Raw genomic sequence first — 15,015 nt, 5'->3', positions numbered from 1 at the left:
CTGAAGCCCGCAGGAGCAGCACGCCGTCGTAGAAGAGAGCACCGTGGCCGCCGACAAGATCGACTCCATCGTCAGCCTGAGCAAGCGCCGAGGCTTCGTCTATCCCTGTAGTGAGATCTACGGTGGTCAGCGAGCCGCCTGGGACTACGGGCCGCTGGGTGTCGAGATGAAGGAGAACCTGAAGCGCCAGTGGTGGCGCTACATGGTCACCTCCCGCGAGGACGTGGTCGGTATCGACTCGTCGGTCATCCTCGCCTCCGAAGTCTGGGTCGCCTCCGGTCACGTCGCCACGTTCACCGACCCCCTCACCGAGTGCACCTCCTGCCACAAGCGCTTCCGCGCGGACCACCTGGTGGAGGCGTACGAGGAGAAGCACGGCCACGGCCCCGCGAACGGCCTGGCCGACCTCAACTGCCCCAACTGCGGCAACAAGGGCACGTTCACCGAGCCCAAGCAGTTCTCCGGGCTGCTCTCCACCCACCTCGGCCCGACCCAGGACTCCGGCTCCGTCGCGTACCTGCGCCCCGAGACCGCCCAGGGCATCTTCACCAACTTCGGCCAGGTGCAGCAGACCTCGCGCAAGAAGCCGCCGTTCGGCATCGCCCAGATGGGCAAGTCCTTCCGCAACGAGATCACCCCGGGCAACTTCATCTTCCGGACCCGCGAGTTCGAGCAGATGGAGATGGAGTTCTTCGTCAAGCCGGGCGAGGACGAGGAGTGGCAGCAGTACTGGATGGACCAGCGCTGGAACTGGTACACCGACCTCGGCATGCGCGAGGAGAACATGCGCTGGTACGAGCACCCCAAGGAGAAGCTCTCCCACTACTCCAAGCGCACCGCCGACATCGAGTACCGCTTCCGCTTCGGCGGCAGCGAGTGGGGTGAGCTGGAGGGCGTCGCCAACCGCACGGACTACGACCTCAAGGCCCACTCCACCGCCTCGGGCACGGACCTGTCGTACTTCGACCAGGAGGCCGGCGAGCGCTGGACCCCGTACGTCATCGAGCCCGCGGCCGGTGTCGGCCGGGCGATGCTCGCCTTCCTCCTCGACGCCTACGTCGAGGACGAGGCGCCCAACGCCAAGGGCGTCATGGAGAAGCGCACCGTGATGCGGCTCGACCCGCGCCTCGCGCCGGTCAAGGTCGCCGTCCTCCCGCTCTCCCGCAACCCGCAGCTCTCGCCGAAGGCCAAGGGCCTCGCGGCCGACCTCCGGAAGAACTGGAACATCGAGTTCGACGACGCGGGCGCCATCGGCCGCCGCTACCGCCGCCAGGACGAGATCGGCACCCCGTTCTGCGTCACCGTCGACTTCGACACCCTCGACGACAACGCGGTGACCGTCCGCGAGCGCGACACGATGAAGCAGGAGCGCGTCTCCCTGGACCAGATCCAGGCCTACCTCGGCGCCCGCCTGCTCGGCTGCTGAAACCCGTACGCCGGAGCCCTCGACCCCTTCAGGGGCCGGGGGCTCCGGCGTGTGCCCCGCCAGGGCGAAAAACCGGTGCGCGGGACGGGGCGGGGCCGGTACGGTTCCGGTATGTATTCGTTCTTCCAGATCTACGAGTGAGCGCGCGGCGGGGCCGCGTACCCGCCGCCACCGGACCGATCACGGGTCGCCCGGACCGCATGTCGCACGGCGGCCTCACTTAGCACTACGAACGGGAGAACACCGTGGCCAAGAGCCGAAACAACCTGCTCGGCGTGGGCGGACAGCGCAAGAAGCTGTCCCGGGCGGGCGGGCAGGGTGCCGGCCCCGCGAACGAGACCGACCGCCGGGCGGCCGCCGACCAGAAGCAGGAGCTGCTGCGCCGGATGCGCGAGCGTGCCCAGGGGGGTGCCGGGGCGGAGACCCCGGAGCCCGTCGAGGCGCCGGCGGAGGACGACGCGCAGAGCTGACGCCCCGCGTCCAGCACGTACGACCGTGGGCCCGGATCATCCGTGATCCGGGCCCACGGCCCTGTCCGGCGCCCGGCCGGGGGCGCCGCTCACGCCACCGTGCGCGGCAGCCGCAGGCTGAGGAGGGTCGTCAGGGCGATCGCGGCCAGTTGCGCCAGCAGCGTCACCACCAGCGCGTCCCGCATGCCCGTGGACGGGACCAGGGACAGGAACAGCGTGCCGAGGGTGGCCACACCCAGGGCCAGTGCCGCCTGCTGGGTCGTCGTCATCACCCCGCCGCCCACTCCGGCCCGGGCCGCCGGTACGTCGGAGAGGACGATGCGGAACAGGACGGGCAGCTGGAGCCCCTGCCCGAACCCGGCGATCGCGACCCCCGGCAGCAGCCCCGCCACCCCGAGGCCGGACCACGCGCGCCACACGGTGAGCGCGAGAACCAGCACCCCCGTCGCCTGGAGCAGCCCGCCTGCCGTCACCACCCGGCTGCCGTACCGCCGGACCAGCCGCGGACCGGCCAGTGAGGCCAGGAAGAACGCCACCGCCATCGGCGCCATCGACAGCCCCGCCGCCGCAGGTCCCAGCTCCAGCCCCTGCTGGAGCGCCACCGCGATGACGAACATGAAGCCGCCGAAGCCGATCGAGAACGGCACCACCAGCGCCAGCCCGCGCCGCAGCGACTCCAGCCGCAGCAGGCTCGGCGGCACCAGCGGCAGCAGCCCGCGCCGGTCGGCCCGCCGCTCGACCCGGTAGAAGCAGTACGCGGCGAACGGGAACAGGGCCAGCGACACCCAGGTCCACAGCGGCCAACCCGCCGCCCGGCCCTCGGTCAGCGGGGCCAGCAGCGTCACCAGCGAGACCGTCAGCAGCAGCGTGCCCGGCACGTCGACCGGCGCGGGCCGCTCCGAGCGGGTCTCCGGCACGGTGCGGGCGGCCAGCACCAGGCCCACCGCCGCCACCGGGACGTTCACCAGGAACACCGAACGCCAGCCCGCGCTCGCGCCGAACACCGACGAGAGCGGTGCGGCGGCGACCAGCACCCCGCCCAGGATCTGGCCCGCCACCATGGAGAGCCCGGCCGTGGCCCCGTACAGGCTCATCGCGCGGGCCCGCCGGTGCCCGGAGGTGGCAGCCTGGATGGTGGCCAGCACCTGCGGCAGCATCAGCGCGGCCGCGGCGCCCTGCGCCACCCGGGCCGCCACCAGCGTCCAGGCGTTCGGGGCGATCCCGCAGGCCAGCGAGGTGATCCCGAAGGCGGCGATGCCCAGCAGGAAGAGCCGGCGCCGTCCGGCCGTGTCGCCGAGCCGGCCGCCGAGGACGAGCAGGACGGCGTAGGCCAGGCCGTAGCCCGCGACGACCAGTTCGAGCAGCGCGGGGCCGGCGGCCAGGTCGTCCTCGATCGTCGGCAGCGCGACGTTCACGATGAAGAAGTCGATGAGCGGCAGCGCCGCGCCGAGCAGCACGGTGAACAGCCCGAGGGCCCCGAGCACCGGAGCGGGGTGGTCGTGCCGGACCACCCCGCCGACGGGGGCGATCGCTTGTGTCCGAACAGTTGATTCACTCACGTCATCGAGGATCGCCCCGGCACCAGCCTGGTACCAGAGTGTCGTTATCCTGGTATAAGCAGCACCTGGCAAGAGGCCGGGCGCCTCGGCAGGCTGGGGACATGACGACCATGGCGAGCGACCTGCCCGACGTGCGGCGACACGAGCTGGCGGACTTCCTGCGCAGCCGCCGCGAGCGGATCACGCCCGAGCAGGTCGGCCTGGTCCGCGGCCGCCGCCGGCGCACCCCGGGGCTGCGCCGCGAGGAGGTCGCCCAGCTCTCGGCCGTCGGGGTCACCTGGTACACCTGGCTGGAACAGGCGCGTGACATCAAGGTCTCGGCCCAGGTGCTCGACGCGCTGGCCCGCGCGCTGCTGCTGGACCGCAGCGAGCGCGGCCACCTCTTCTCGCTCGGCGGCGCCGTCGACCCGTCCCCGGGGGCGGACTGCCCGAGCGTGACGCCCGGTCTGCGCGCCATGCTGGAGCAGCTGGACCCGATCCCGGCCTGCGTCCAGAACAGCCGCTACGACATTCTTGCCCACAACCGCACCTACGGCAGGCTCCTGTGCGACCTGGACACGGTCGCCCCCGAGGACCGCAACTGCATGATCCTCGCCTACACCAACGAGCAGTGGCGGTCCTCCGTCGTGGATCTGCCGGAGGTGAACCGGCTGATGGCCGCCAAGTTCCGCCGCGCGATGGCGGACCATCTGGCCGAGCCCGCGTGGAAGGCGCTGCTACGACGGCTGGAGGAGTCGTCCGAGGAGTTCCGGGAGATCTGGGCCCGCCACGAGGTGGTCGGCGCGGGCGGCCGGACGAAGGTGTTCCGCAACGCCCATGTCGGGCTGCTCCGGGTCGAGCACACCGATCTGTGGCTCGGCCCGTCGAGCGGCCCGCGCATGGTGACGTACGCCCCCGCGGACGAGGAGACCCGGCAGCGGCTGCACCGCCTCCTGGACCTGGCGCTCGCGGGGGACTGAGGTCAGGAGGCCCGGGAGTTCGCCGAGGAGCGGTCGCCGGGCCCGGGGGCCGACTGCTTCTCCAGGCGCAGGGCCGTCCGGGCGGCCGTCTCCAGGGCCCAGCGGCCGCTGGTCAGCGCCCCCACCAGGAGGACGGCCAGGCCGCAGCCGCCGATGATCCACCAGGCGGGCCGGCTCGCGTCCACGAAGGCCGTCGCGTACGCGGCGCCGTGCGGCGAGCCGGTGCCCGCCACCCCGGAGGCCAGCACCGCGCCGATCACGGCGACCCCGAGGGTTCCGCCGATCTGGCGGCTGGTCGAGGCGACCGCGGCCGCCACCCCGGCCTGGGAGCGGGGCATTCCGGAGACCGCGGTGTTGGTGATCGGCGCGTTCACCATGCCGAAGCCGAGGCCGAAGAGGACGTAGCCGGTGAAGAGCAGCGCGGTGTCGTTCTCCGCGTCGAACACCGCGAACAGCAGCCCGCAGGCCGTCATCGCCACGCCCGCCACGAGCAGCGGCAGCCGCGGCCCCCGGTTGCCGACCAGCCGGCCGGACAGCGGTGCGCAGACGAAGGTCAGGGCCGCCATCGGGAGCATGTACAGCCCGGCGTGGAGCGCGCTCAGCCCGCGGACGTTCTGGAGGTACAGGGTGTTCAGGAAGAGGAACCCGCTCAGCGCCGCGAAGGAGCAGACCGCGATGACGGTGGCACCGCTGAACGGCGCGCTGCGGAAGAAGCGCAGGTCGATCAGAGGTTCGGCGCGCCGGGGCTCGTACACCAGCAGACCGGCCAGCGAGCCGAGGGCGAGCGCGGCGAACAGCAGGATGCGCGGCGAGGTCACGCCCGAGGAGGGCGCCTCGATGATCGCGTACGTCAGCGAACCGAGCAGCCCGATCACCAGCAGCTGACCCACCGGGTCGGGGCGGCGGGGCCGGGGGGCGCGGGACTCGGGGACGTAGCGCCAGGTGAGCAGGAGCGCGGCGAGGCCGACCGGCAGGTTGATCCAGAAGATGGACCGCCAGCCGACCGAGTCCACCAGCAGACCGCCGACCACCGGGCCGGCCGCCATCGATATGCCGACCACCCCGCCCCACACCCCGATGGCGCGGGCCCGCTCGCGCGGGTCGGTGAAGGTGTTGGTGATGATCGACATGGCGACCGGGTTGAGCATCGAACCGCCCACCGCCTGCACCATCCGGAACGCGACCAGCGACTCCAGGTTCGGCGCCAGGGAGCAGAGCAGCGAGCCGAGGGTGAAGAGGACCAGCCCGGCCTTGAAGACCCTCCGGCGCCCGATCCGGTCGGCGGTGGAGCCCGCGAGCATCAGCAGCGAGGCCAGCACCAGGGTGTAGGCGTCGATCGTCCACTGCATGCCGGCGACCGAGGCGTGCAGCTCCTTCTGCATGGAGGGGAGTGCGACGTTGAGCACGGTGTTGTCGAGACTGACGATCAGCAGACTCATGCAGCAGATCGCCAGCACCAGCTGTCGGCGGCGGGGGCTGAGCTCGGGCATACAAGGATAGTACGGTTAACTAACGAACTCCGCCGCCGGAGTGGCCCGTCCGGTACGGGACAATGGGGCCATGACCACGCTCGCCCCTTCGCTCCCGCAGCTCCGTATCGGCCCGCACACGGTGCAGCCGCCGGTGGTGCTCGCCCCCATGGCCGGGATCACCAACGCACCGTTCCGCACCCTGTGCCGCGAGTTCTCCGGCGGCAAGGGGTTGTTCGTCAGCGAGATGATCACCACGCGGGCGCTGGTCGAGCGCAACGAGAAGACCATGCAGCTGATCCACTTCGACGCGAGCGAGACCCCGCGTTCGATCCAGTTGTACGGGGTGGACCCGGTCACCGTCGGCAAGGCCGTCCGGATGATCGTCGACGAGGACCTGGCCGACCACATCGACCTGAACTTCGGCTGCCCGGTCCCCAAGGTGACCCGCAAGGGCGGTGGCTCGGCGCTCCCGTACAAGCGGCCGCTGCTGCGGGCCATCCTTCAGCAGGCGGTCTCCCACGCGGGCGATCTGCCGGTCACGATCAAGATGCGCAAGGGCATCGACGACGACCACATGACCTATCTGGACGCGGGCCGGATAGCGGTCGAGGAGGGCGTCACCGCCGTCGCCCTGCACGGCCGCACGGCCGCCCAGCACTACGGCGGCACTGCCGACTGGGACGCCATCGCCCGCCTCAAGGAGCACGTCCCGGAGATCCCCGTCCTCGGCAACGGCGACATCTGGTGCGCGGACGACGCGCTGCGGATGATGCGCGAGACCGGCTGCGACGGTGTGGTCGTGGGCCGGGGCTGCCTGGGCCGCCCGTGGCTCTTCGGTGACCTGGTGAACGCGTTCGAGGGCACGGCGGCGCGTCAGGCGCCGGGGCTGCGGAAGGTCGCCGAGGTGATGGTCCGGCACGCGACGCTGCTGGGGGAGTGGATCGGCGACGAGACGCGCGGGGTGATCGACTTCCGCAAGCATGTCGCCTGGTACCTCAAGGGCTTCTCGGTCGGCTCCGAGATGCGCAAGCGGCTCGCGGTGACCTCCTCGCTGGAGGAGCTGGCCGGCCAGCTCGCGGAGCTGGACCTGGACCAGCCGTGGCCGGACGGCGCGGACGGGCCGCGCGGGCGCACCTCGGGCAACAACCGGGTCGTGCTGCCGGACGGCTGGCTGAAGGACCCGTACGACTGCGCGGGCGTGAGCCCGGACGCGGAGCTGGACACCTCGGGCGGCTGACCCCTCCCCGGACCTTCGAGGCACGCGGCGCCACCAGGCACCGCGTGCCTCTTGCTTTTGCTCGCTCATGTGAGCGCTTCATTCGGCCGGATTCGGTGCGGGTCCGGTCGATCCATGCCCGGAACGGGTGGATGGTGGTCTTCGGGCACCGCCCCGACTCGCCGAGGAGTCCGTTCCGTGATCCCCTGATGACGTACGGTCGCCTGTTCGGCGTCCGAATGGTGACATCTGAGCGGCGGCCGTAGAGTGATTCTCGCCACCCTGAGAGCCCTTGCGCTCAGATGAGCGCATTTTTGGGGGCTTGACTTCTCAAATGGTGGCACTCGGTGCCAGTGGCCTCTATTTTGATCGATCGACGCAATGGCGACTATGGGTGACCAAAATGAGGGCTGCTGGTATCGCATCGTAGTTATGTGTTCAAGAAGTGAATGAATTCTGCCGCTGGGGCAGCTGATCGTGTCACTTTCGATCCGCTGGCGGATGGGTGGTCGGGGCCTGGTGACGCACAAGTGGACGTACCCAGAAACCTTCGATCTGGGTATGTTCCTCGCCGTCAGGGCAGCCACCCGCGTCCTCAAGGAGTCGAGACCCGTGTCGGAAAACAAAGATCCTCACGTAGCCAACCCGGAGTCCCGGGGGTCCGAGGGCGAGAAGTTCGTCTATGACTTCACCGAGGGCAACAAGGATCTGAAGGACCTTCTCGGCGGCAAGGGTGCGAATCTCGCCGAGATGACCAACCTCGGGCTTCCCGTCCCTCCGGGATTCACCATCACCACCGAGGCGTGCAAGGTCTACCTGGAGAGCGGCGAGGAGCCGAAGGAGCTGCGCGCCGAGGTCAGCGCGCACCTCGACGCCCTCGAATCGCGGATGGGCAAGAAGCTCGGCCAGGCCGACGACCCGCTGCTGGTCTCGGTCCGCTCCGGCGCCAAGTTCTCGATGCCCGGCATGATGGACACGGTCCTCAACATCGGCCTCTCCGACGAGTCCGTGACCGGTCTCGCCGCGCAGGCCGGTGACGAGCGCTTCGCCTGGGACTCCTACCGGCGCCTCATCCAGATGTTCGGCAAGACCGTCCTCGGCGTCGACGGCGAACTCTTCGAGGAGGCGCTGGAGGAGGCGAAGGAGGCCAAGGGCATCACCGTCGACGTCGACCTCGACGCCGCCGACCTGAAGAAGCTGGTCGAGCGGTTCAAGGGGATCGTCGCGCGGGACGCCGGGCGCGCGTTCCCGCAGGACGCGCGCGAGCAGATGGACCTGGCCATCAAGGCCGTCTTCGAGTCGTGGAACACCGACCGGGCCAAGCTCTACCGCCGCCAGGAGCGCATCCCCGGCGACCTGGGCACCGCCGTCAACGTCTGCTCGATGGTCTTCGGCAACCTCGGCCCCGACTCCGGCACGGGCGTCGCCTTCACCCGCGACCCGGCCAGCGGCCACCAGGGCGTCTACGGCGACTACCTGCAGAACGCGCAGGGCGAGGACGTCGTGGCCGGCATCCGCAACACTGTGCCGCTCGCCGATCTGGAGTCGATCGACAAGAAGTCGTACGACCAGCTGATGCAGATCATGGAGACCCTCGAAACGCACTACAAGGACCTGTGCGACATCGAGTTCACCATCGAACGCGGTCAGCTGTGGATGCTCCAGACCCGGGTCGGCAAGCGCACCGCGGGTGCCGCCTTCCGGATCGCCACCCAGCTCGTCGACCAGGGCCTGATCGACGAGGCCGAGGCGCTCCAGCGGGTCAACGGGGCGCAGCTGGCGCAGCTGATGTTCCCGCGCTTCGACGACGGGGCCACCACCGAGCTGCTGGGCCGGGGCATCGCCGCCTCGCCGGGCGCGGCGGTCGGCAAGGCGGTCTTCGACTCCTACACCGCGGTCAAGTGGTCCCGCTCCGGCGAGAAGGTCATCCTGATCCGCCGCGAGACCAATCCCGACGACCTCGACGGCATGATCGCGGCCGAGGGCATCCTGACCTCGCGCGGCGGCAAGACCTCGCACGCCGCCGTCGTAGCCCGCGGCATGGGCAAGACCTGTGTCTGCGGTGCCGAGGAGCTGGAGGTCGACACCAAGCGCCGCCGGATGACGGTGGGCGGCCGGGTGATCGAGGAGGGCGATGTCGTCTCCATCGACGGCTCCACCGGCAAGGTGTACCTCGGTGAGGTCCCCGTAGTGCCGTCCCCGGTCGTCGAGTACTTCGAGGGCCGGATGCACGCCGGCGCCGACGACGCCGACGAGCTGGTCGCCGCCGTCCACCGGATCATGGCGTACGCGGACCGGGTGCGCCGGCTGCGGGTGCGGGCCAACGCCGACAACGCCGAGGACGCGCTGCGGGCCCGCCGCTTCGGCGCCCAGGGCATCGGGCTGTGCCGTACCGAGCACATGTTCCTCGGCGAACGCCGCACGATGGTCGAGAAGCTGATCCTCGCGGACACCGACGCCGAGCGCGAGACCGCGCTGGCGGAGCTGCTCCCGCTCCAGAAGGCCGACTTCATAGAGCTGTTCGAGGCGATGGACGGGCTGCCCGTCACCGTACGGCTGCTCGACCCGCCGCTGCACGAGTTCCTGCCCGACATCACCGAGCTGTCGGTGCGGGTCGCGCTCGCCGAGTCCCGCAAGGACGCCAACGAGAACGACCTGCGCCTCCTCCAGGCCGTGCACAAGCTGCACGAGCAGAACCCGATGCTGGGTCTGCGCGGGGTCCGGCTCGGCCTGGTCATCCCCGGCCTGTTCGCCATGCAGGTACGGGCGATCGCCGAGGCCGCGGCCGAGCGGAAGAACGCCAAGGGCGACCCGCGCGCCGAGATCATGATCCCGCTCGTCGGCACGGTCCAGGAGCTGGAGATCGTCCGCGAGGAGGCCGACCGGGTCATCGCCGAGGTCGAGGAGGCCACCGGCACCCGGCTGAGGCTGACCATCGGCACGATGATCGAGCTGCCCCGGGCCGCGCTGACCGCCGGACAGATCGCCGAGGCCGCCGAGTTCTTCTCCTTCGGCACCAACGACCTGACCCAGACGGTGTGGGGCTTCTCCCGCGACGACGTGGAGGCCTCCTTCTTCACCGCGTACCTGGAAAAGGGCATCTTCGGTGTGTCGCCGTTCGAGACGATCGACAGGGACGGCGTGGGCTCGCTGGTCCGCAGCGCCGTCGCGGCCGGCCGGGCCACCCGCCCGGACCTGAAGCTCGGCGTCTGCGGCGAGCACGGCGGCGACCCGGAGTCGGTGCACTTCTTCCACGAGGCGGGCCTGGACTACGTGTCCTGCTCCCCGTTCCGCATCCCCGTCGCCCGGCTCGAAGCGGGGCGCGCGGCGGCGGGCTCCACCGGCAGCGACAGCCGCTGACCCGGTAGCCCCGCCGGCCGGGCACGCCCCGAGGCCCGGTACGGGAACACCGTGATCCACCGCCCGGAGACGGCGGCACCCTGTGCGGGGGTGCCGCCGTCTCGTTTCGTTCCGGGTAAAACGGTTGTTCGGCATTGTTCTTTTTTCTTCGTTAAGAAGACGGGCTTCTTTGTTTAATGCGCAAAGAAGAGACCGGAAACGGACCGGGACGCGCCCCCTGGATCCCCACCCATGGGCCGCGTCCCGGGTTACCCCCATCGGGAACGGTGCCGCACCGTCGCCCACCGCCGCCAGGCATGCGAAACCCCCCACGGCCTTCGCTCGCCCTTCCGGTGGCGCCGGATTCGTGCCCGACGTCGTACAGCTTTTCGGGTGGTGGCGGTCCGGTGCGAGGCGTTTCACCTGTGGCCGAAACCCCGTGGTGACGTGCTGTTACGGATCACCTACCCTGGGATGGGGGTAATTGCAGGTGCAACAAGTGGGGGACCGGTGCTGCGTATCCATATGTCCGGGGTGGACCTGTCCAAGGTCCGGATGGCCTCCCGGCCGGACGCGCTGTGGGAAACCGCGCTGAGTTTCCACCGGCTGCGGGACCGGCGCGGTTCCGCGGTGTTCGGCGAATGGCGTACGGAAACCCGCTCCCGGTTGAATGGTGAAGCACGTCTGCTGTCCGCGGTGATTCCGGCCCGCGGCTATTTCCCGGATTTCCTGACGCCTTCTCAGGAAAGCGCCGAGCCGTACGGCATCGACGCCGGAATGGAGGCCCTGCGCGCCACCCCGCACGGCCGGGTCCTCGCCGAGCTGGCCCTGCTCGGCGCCGAGCGCCGCTCCGCGGCCCGCCTGCCCGATGTCCACGCCGATCCGCTCGGCCGGATCGCCGACGAACTCCGCCGCTACCACCGCGCGGCCATCGAGCCCTACTGGCCGCACATCCGGGCCAGCGTCGAGGCCGACCGGGCGGTGCGCGGCCGCGCCCTCCTGGACGGCGGGGCCGATGAGCTGCTCGCCTCCCTCCCGCCGATGATCCGCTGGCGGGCCCCGGTGCTGGAGGCGGACTACCCCGTGGACCGGGAGCTCCGGCTGGACGGGCGGGGGCTGCTGCTCCAGCCCTCCTTCTTCTGCCGCGTCACCCCGGTCGTCTACCGCGACCCCGGCCTTCCGCCGGTGCTCGTCTACCCGGTCACCCACTCCCGCGCCCCGGTCTTCGCCGAGCCGGGCCCCTGGCTCGGCCGGCTCCTGGGCAACACCCGCTCCACGGTCCTGAGCGCCATAGGGAGCGGCTGCACGACCAGCGAGCTCGCGCTGCGGGCCGGGGTCTCCCTCGCCTCGGCGAGCCAGCACGCCTGCGTGCTGCGCGAGGCGGGCCTGGTCCACACCCTGCGGCACGGCGGCTCGGTCGTGCACACGCTGACCCCGCTGGGCGGTTCGCTGCTCCGGGGCGGTGCGCCGCTCGCCCTGTCCTGATCCCGGGTGGCGGACGCGTTCGAGGTGGACGAAAGTTTTTTCGAGACGAGCGATGAGTTCTCCGAGGCCCCGCCGTCTACCTGTCGTACCCGTTCGGACAACGAGAGAGCGAAGCGACCATGCCTCAGATGATCTTCGTCAACCTGCCGGTCAAGGACCTGGAGAGGTCCAAGGACTTCTTCGGCAAGCTGGGCTACTTCAGCAACCCGCAGTTCACCGACGAGACCACCGCCTGCGTGGTCATCAGCGAGACCATCTTCGTGATGCTGCTGACCGAGGAGCGCTTCCGGCAGTTCACCAAGAAGGAGATCGCCGACCCCGCGACGTCCACCGGGGTGATCCTCGCGCTGAGCGCCGAGAGCCGTCAGAAGGTGGACGAGCTGGCCGACGCCGCCCTCGCGGCCGGTGGCTCGCCCGCCAACGACCCGATGGACTACGGCACCATGTACGGCCGCTCCTTCCAGGACCCGGACGGCCACATCTGGGAGGTCATGTGGATGGACCCGGCCGTCGTCGAGGGCGGGCAGAACGGCTGAGCCCGGCCGGTCAGGCCGGGCCGAGCTCCGGGTACGTCACGCCGGTGAGCTGCTCGGACGCCACCCAGAGCCGCTCGCCGCGTACGTCGTCGCGGGTCCGCCGGGCCCGCCAGGAGGGGGCCGGGGCCCCGCGCCAGCCCAGCGGTCCCGGCCCGGTGAACGAATCGGGGCGCACGCCGGGCGCGGTGGCCGCGTACAGGGTGGGCAGCGCCCCGGCCGAGGCGGGCTGGGCGACGATCCGGTTGCCCAGCTCGAAGAACCGCTCGGCCGCCCGGCGGTTCTCCATCCTGGCGGCGGCGGACTGCAGGTTGGTCGCCGCGTACCCCGGGTGTGCGGCGGCGGCCACCAGCCGGGAGCCCGCCCGGGCGAGCCGCCGGGCCAGCTCGTGGACGAAGAGCAGGTTGGCGGTCTTCGAGCGGCCGTAGGCGGTCCAGCGGCGGTAGCCGCGCTCGCTGTTGAGGTCGCCCATGTCGATGTCGGCCAGCGCGTGCAGCCCGCTGGAGACGGTCACCACTCGGGCCCCGGGGGTGTCCAGGAGGCGGGGGAGCAGCAGCCCGGTCAGCGCGAAATGCCCCAGGTGGTTGACGCCGAACTGCCGCTCGAAGCCGTCGGCCGTCGTCCCGTACGGGAGGGCCATCACGCCCGCGTTGTTGATCAGCAGGTCGATCCGCTCGGGCGCGTGGTCGGTGGCGAATTCCCGTACCGAGCGGAGATCGGCCAGGTCGAGCGGGACGAACGCCACGTCCGCGCCGGTGACCGCCTTGCGCAGCAGGCTCTCGGCCGCCCGGCCGCGGGATTCGTCGCGGCAGGCCAGCAGGACCCGCGCACCGTGCCGGGCCAGCTCCCGGGCGGTGTTCAGGCCGATGCCGCTGTTGGCCCCGGTGATCACGGCCGTGCGGCCGCGCTGGTCCGGGATGTCGTCGGCGTTCCAGCCATGGCTCATGCGCCCCAGCGTACGACCGTGGCCACCGGGCGGGGGAAGTCCGTGGGGAAGCTCAGTTTTGGCTCAACGGAATGGACGGGGCCCGGACCGCGTCCCTAGGGTCGCGATCATGCCCGACATAGCCATAACGACCCTGGTCGTCCTGTGTATCGCCGCCGCCGCGGCCGGCTGGATCGACGCGGTGGTGGGCGGTGGCGGACTGCTGTTGCTGCCCGCGCTCCTGCTGGGGCTGCCGCAGGTGCCGGCCGCGCACGTGCTGGGGACGAACAAGGCGGTCGCGATCGTCGGGACCTCCGGCGCCGCCGTGGCGTACGTGCGCAGGACCCCGGTGCGGCTGGGGACCGGGCTGCGGATCGGCTTCGCCGCGCTGGCCGGTTCGATGGCCGGGGCGTTCTTCGCCGCGGGGCTCAGCAGCGAGGTGCTCCGGCCGGTGATCATGGTCGTGCTGCTGGCCGTCGCGGCGTTCGTGCTGCTGCGGCCGTCCTTCGGCAAGGAGACCGGCGACGCGGAGCGCACAAGGGTCACCCGGGCCCGTACGGTCACCGCGATCGTGCTGGTCGGCGGAGGGATCGGCTTCTACGACGGGCTCTTCGGCCCCGGCACCGGCACGTTCCTGGTGCTGGCGCTCACCGCGGTCCTCCACCTCGACCTGGTGACGGCCTCCGCCACCGCCAAGATCGTCAACGTCTGCACCAACGCCGGTGCGCTGGCCATGTTCGCCTACCAGGGCAGCGTGCTGTGGCAGTTGGCGGCGCTGATGGCGGTGTTCAACCTGGCGGGCGGGATCGTCGGGGCGCGGATGGCGCTCAGCCGGGGCAGCGGGTTCGTCCGGGGCGTGCTGCTGGTCGTGGTGTTCTCGCTGGTCGCGAAGTTGGCCTTCGACCAGTGGATCGCCTGAGCGGGGGCTCCGCCTGGTCTCAGCGGACGGCGGTCAGGTGCGCGTACGCCACCACGTTGCCCTGGTAGCCCGTCGCCTTCGAGAAGCCGCCGCCGCAGGTGATCAGCCGCAGTGAGGCGAAGGGGGCGGCGCCGTACACCCGTTTGTCGGGGAAGGCGTCGTTCTCGTAGACCTCGACCGCGTCGAGCGAGAAGACGGCGGTGCGGCCGTCCTGGCGGACCACCTCCACCGTGCTGCCCTTGCGCAGGGCGCCGAGGTCGTAGAAGACCGAGCGGCCCTCCGCGTTGTCCACGTGCCCGGCCATGATGGCGCTGCCCTCGGAGCCCGGGGGAGTGCCGTCCTTGTACCAGCCGACGACATTGCGGTTCGCGGCCGGCGGTACGTCGAGCCGGCCGCCGGGCCCGAGACCGAGCCGCGTCACCGGGGCGTCCACCCGGATGCTCGGGATGCGCAGGCGGACCGGGGCGGACGGCTTCAGCGGGGCGGCCAGCAGGGAGCCCGGCTGCGGTACGGGGCCGTCGGCGAAGGCCTGGGCGGCGGTGGGGCCGGGCGGGACCAGCTGGGTGTCGGCACCGTTGCGGATCAGCCAGACACCGGCCAGCGCTGCGATGGCCAGCAGCCAGCCCTTGGCCTTCTGGGACACGGTCGTCCTCCGGTCGGCGGTACGGGAAGGGCGCGTACCGGGCACCGGCGGTACGCGTCGGGGCGCGCA

General features: G+C 71.1%; 12 protein-coding genes. 8 read left to right on the top strand and 4 right to left on the bottom strand.

Going from position 1 to position 15,015, the window contains the following annotated elements; genetic code table 11:
* Nucleotides 1–43: 43 nt before the first annotated feature.
* On the top strand, nucleotides 44–1,426 hold the full coding sequence (locus ACIQGQ_RS05025; protein ID WP_366291175.1) for a glycine--tRNA ligase: 1,383 nt from the start codon (nucleotides 44–46) through the stop codon (nucleotides 1,424–1,426).
* 245 nt (nucleotides 1,427–1,671) lie between these two features.
* A complete protein-coding gene (locus ACIQGQ_RS05020) occupies nucleotides 1,672–1,896 on the top strand; it encodes a DUF6243 family protein (RefSeq protein ID WP_402390792.1) in 225 nt (74 codons plus the stop codon).
* An 89-nt stretch (nucleotides 1,897–1,985) separates the two neighbouring features.
* On the opposite strand, the gene ACIQGQ_RS05015 is transcribed toward ACIQGQ_RS05020, so the two are convergent.
* Nucleotides 1,986–3,455: an MFS transporter gene (locus ACIQGQ_RS05015; RefSeq protein ID WP_402390790.1), complete on the bottom strand. Its 1,470-nt coding sequence runs from the start codon at nucleotides 3,453–3,455 to the stop codon at nucleotides 1,986–1,988.
* Nucleotides 3,456–3,556: 101 nt separating this feature from the next.
* Here ACIQGQ_RS05015 and ACIQGQ_RS05010 point away from each other — a divergent pair, with 101 nt between their 5' ends.
* Entirely contained in the window at nucleotides 3,557–4,414 is an 858-nt protein-coding gene (locus ACIQGQ_RS05010) for a helix-turn-helix domain-containing protein (protein ID WP_402390787.1), read from the top strand.
* A 2-nt stretch (nucleotides 4,415–4,416) separates the two neighbouring features.
* Here the strand turns inward: ACIQGQ_RS05010 and ACIQGQ_RS05005 are convergent, their stop codons facing one another.
* On the bottom strand, nucleotides 4,417–5,904 hold the full coding sequence (locus ACIQGQ_RS05005) for an MFS transporter (protein WP_402390784.1): 1,488 nt from the start codon (nucleotides 5,902–5,904) through the stop codon (nucleotides 4,417–4,419).
* A gap of 70 nt (nucleotides 5,905–5,974) precedes the next feature.
* On the opposite strand from ACIQGQ_RS05005, the gene dusB reads away from it, so the two are divergent.
* From dusB to ACIQGQ_RS04985, 4 genes are all read left to right on the top strand, one after another.
* Nucleotides 5,975–7,123 carry a tRNA dihydrouridine synthase DusB gene (gene dusB, locus ACIQGQ_RS05000; RefSeq protein WP_402390781.1) on the top strand — a complete coding sequence of 383 codons (1,149 nt, stop codon included), beginning with the start codon at nucleotides 5,975–5,977 and terminating at the stop codon, nucleotides 7,121–7,123.
* 591 nt (nucleotides 7,124–7,714) lie between these two features.
* On the top strand, nucleotides 7,715–10,462 hold the full coding sequence (gene ppdK, locus ACIQGQ_RS04995; protein WP_402390779.1) for a pyruvate, phosphate dikinase: 2,748 nt from the start codon (nucleotides 7,715–7,717) through the stop codon (nucleotides 10,460–10,462).
* A gap of 489 nt (nucleotides 10,463–10,951) precedes the next feature.
* Entirely contained in the window at nucleotides 10,952–11,926 is a 975-nt protein-coding gene (locus tag ACIQGQ_RS04990) for an ArsR/SmtB family transcription factor (protein ID WP_402390776.1), read from the top strand.
* 119 nt (nucleotides 11,927–12,045) lie between these two features.
* Nucleotides 12,046–12,462, top strand: coding sequence for a VOC family protein (locus tag ACIQGQ_RS04985; protein ID WP_402390774.1), 417 nt, complete (start codon nucleotides 12,046–12,048; stop codon nucleotides 12,460–12,462).
* 10 nt (nucleotides 12,463–12,472) lie between these two features.
* Here ACIQGQ_RS04985 and ACIQGQ_RS04980 read toward each other — a convergent pair whose 3' ends face one another.
* The gene (locus ACIQGQ_RS04980) at nucleotides 12,473–13,405 is read right to left on the bottom strand and encodes an oxidoreductase (protein ID WP_402390771.1); all 933 of its coding nucleotides are present in this window, start codon (nucleotides 13,403–13,405) and stop codon (nucleotides 12,473–12,475) included.
* A 109-nt stretch (nucleotides 13,406–13,514) separates the two neighbouring features.
* Between ACIQGQ_RS04980 and ACIQGQ_RS04975 the strand changes: the two genes are divergently transcribed.
* Nucleotides 13,515–14,303: a sulfite exporter TauE/SafE family protein gene (locus ACIQGQ_RS04975; RefSeq protein WP_402390768.1), complete on the top strand. Its 789-nt coding sequence runs from the start codon at nucleotides 13,515–13,517 to the stop codon at nucleotides 14,301–14,303.
* A gap of 19 nt (nucleotides 14,304–14,322) precedes the next feature.
* On the opposite strand, the gene ACIQGQ_RS04970 is transcribed toward ACIQGQ_RS04975, so the two are convergent.
* On the bottom strand, nucleotides 14,323–14,946 hold the full coding sequence (locus tag ACIQGQ_RS04970) for a class F sortase (protein WP_402390766.1): 624 nt from the start codon (nucleotides 14,944–14,946) through the stop codon (nucleotides 14,323–14,325).
* Nucleotides 14,947–15,015: the final 69 nt, after the last annotated feature.

Origin of the sequence: Streptomyces sp. NPDC092952, assembly GCF_044754785.1 — a bacterium.
Classification (GTDB): Bacteria; Actinomycetota; Actinomycetes; order Streptomycetales; family Streptomycetaceae; genus Streptomyces.
The sequence above is the reverse complement of the archived record's forward strand: the minus strand, read 5'-3'. Positions and strand labels throughout refer to the sequence as shown.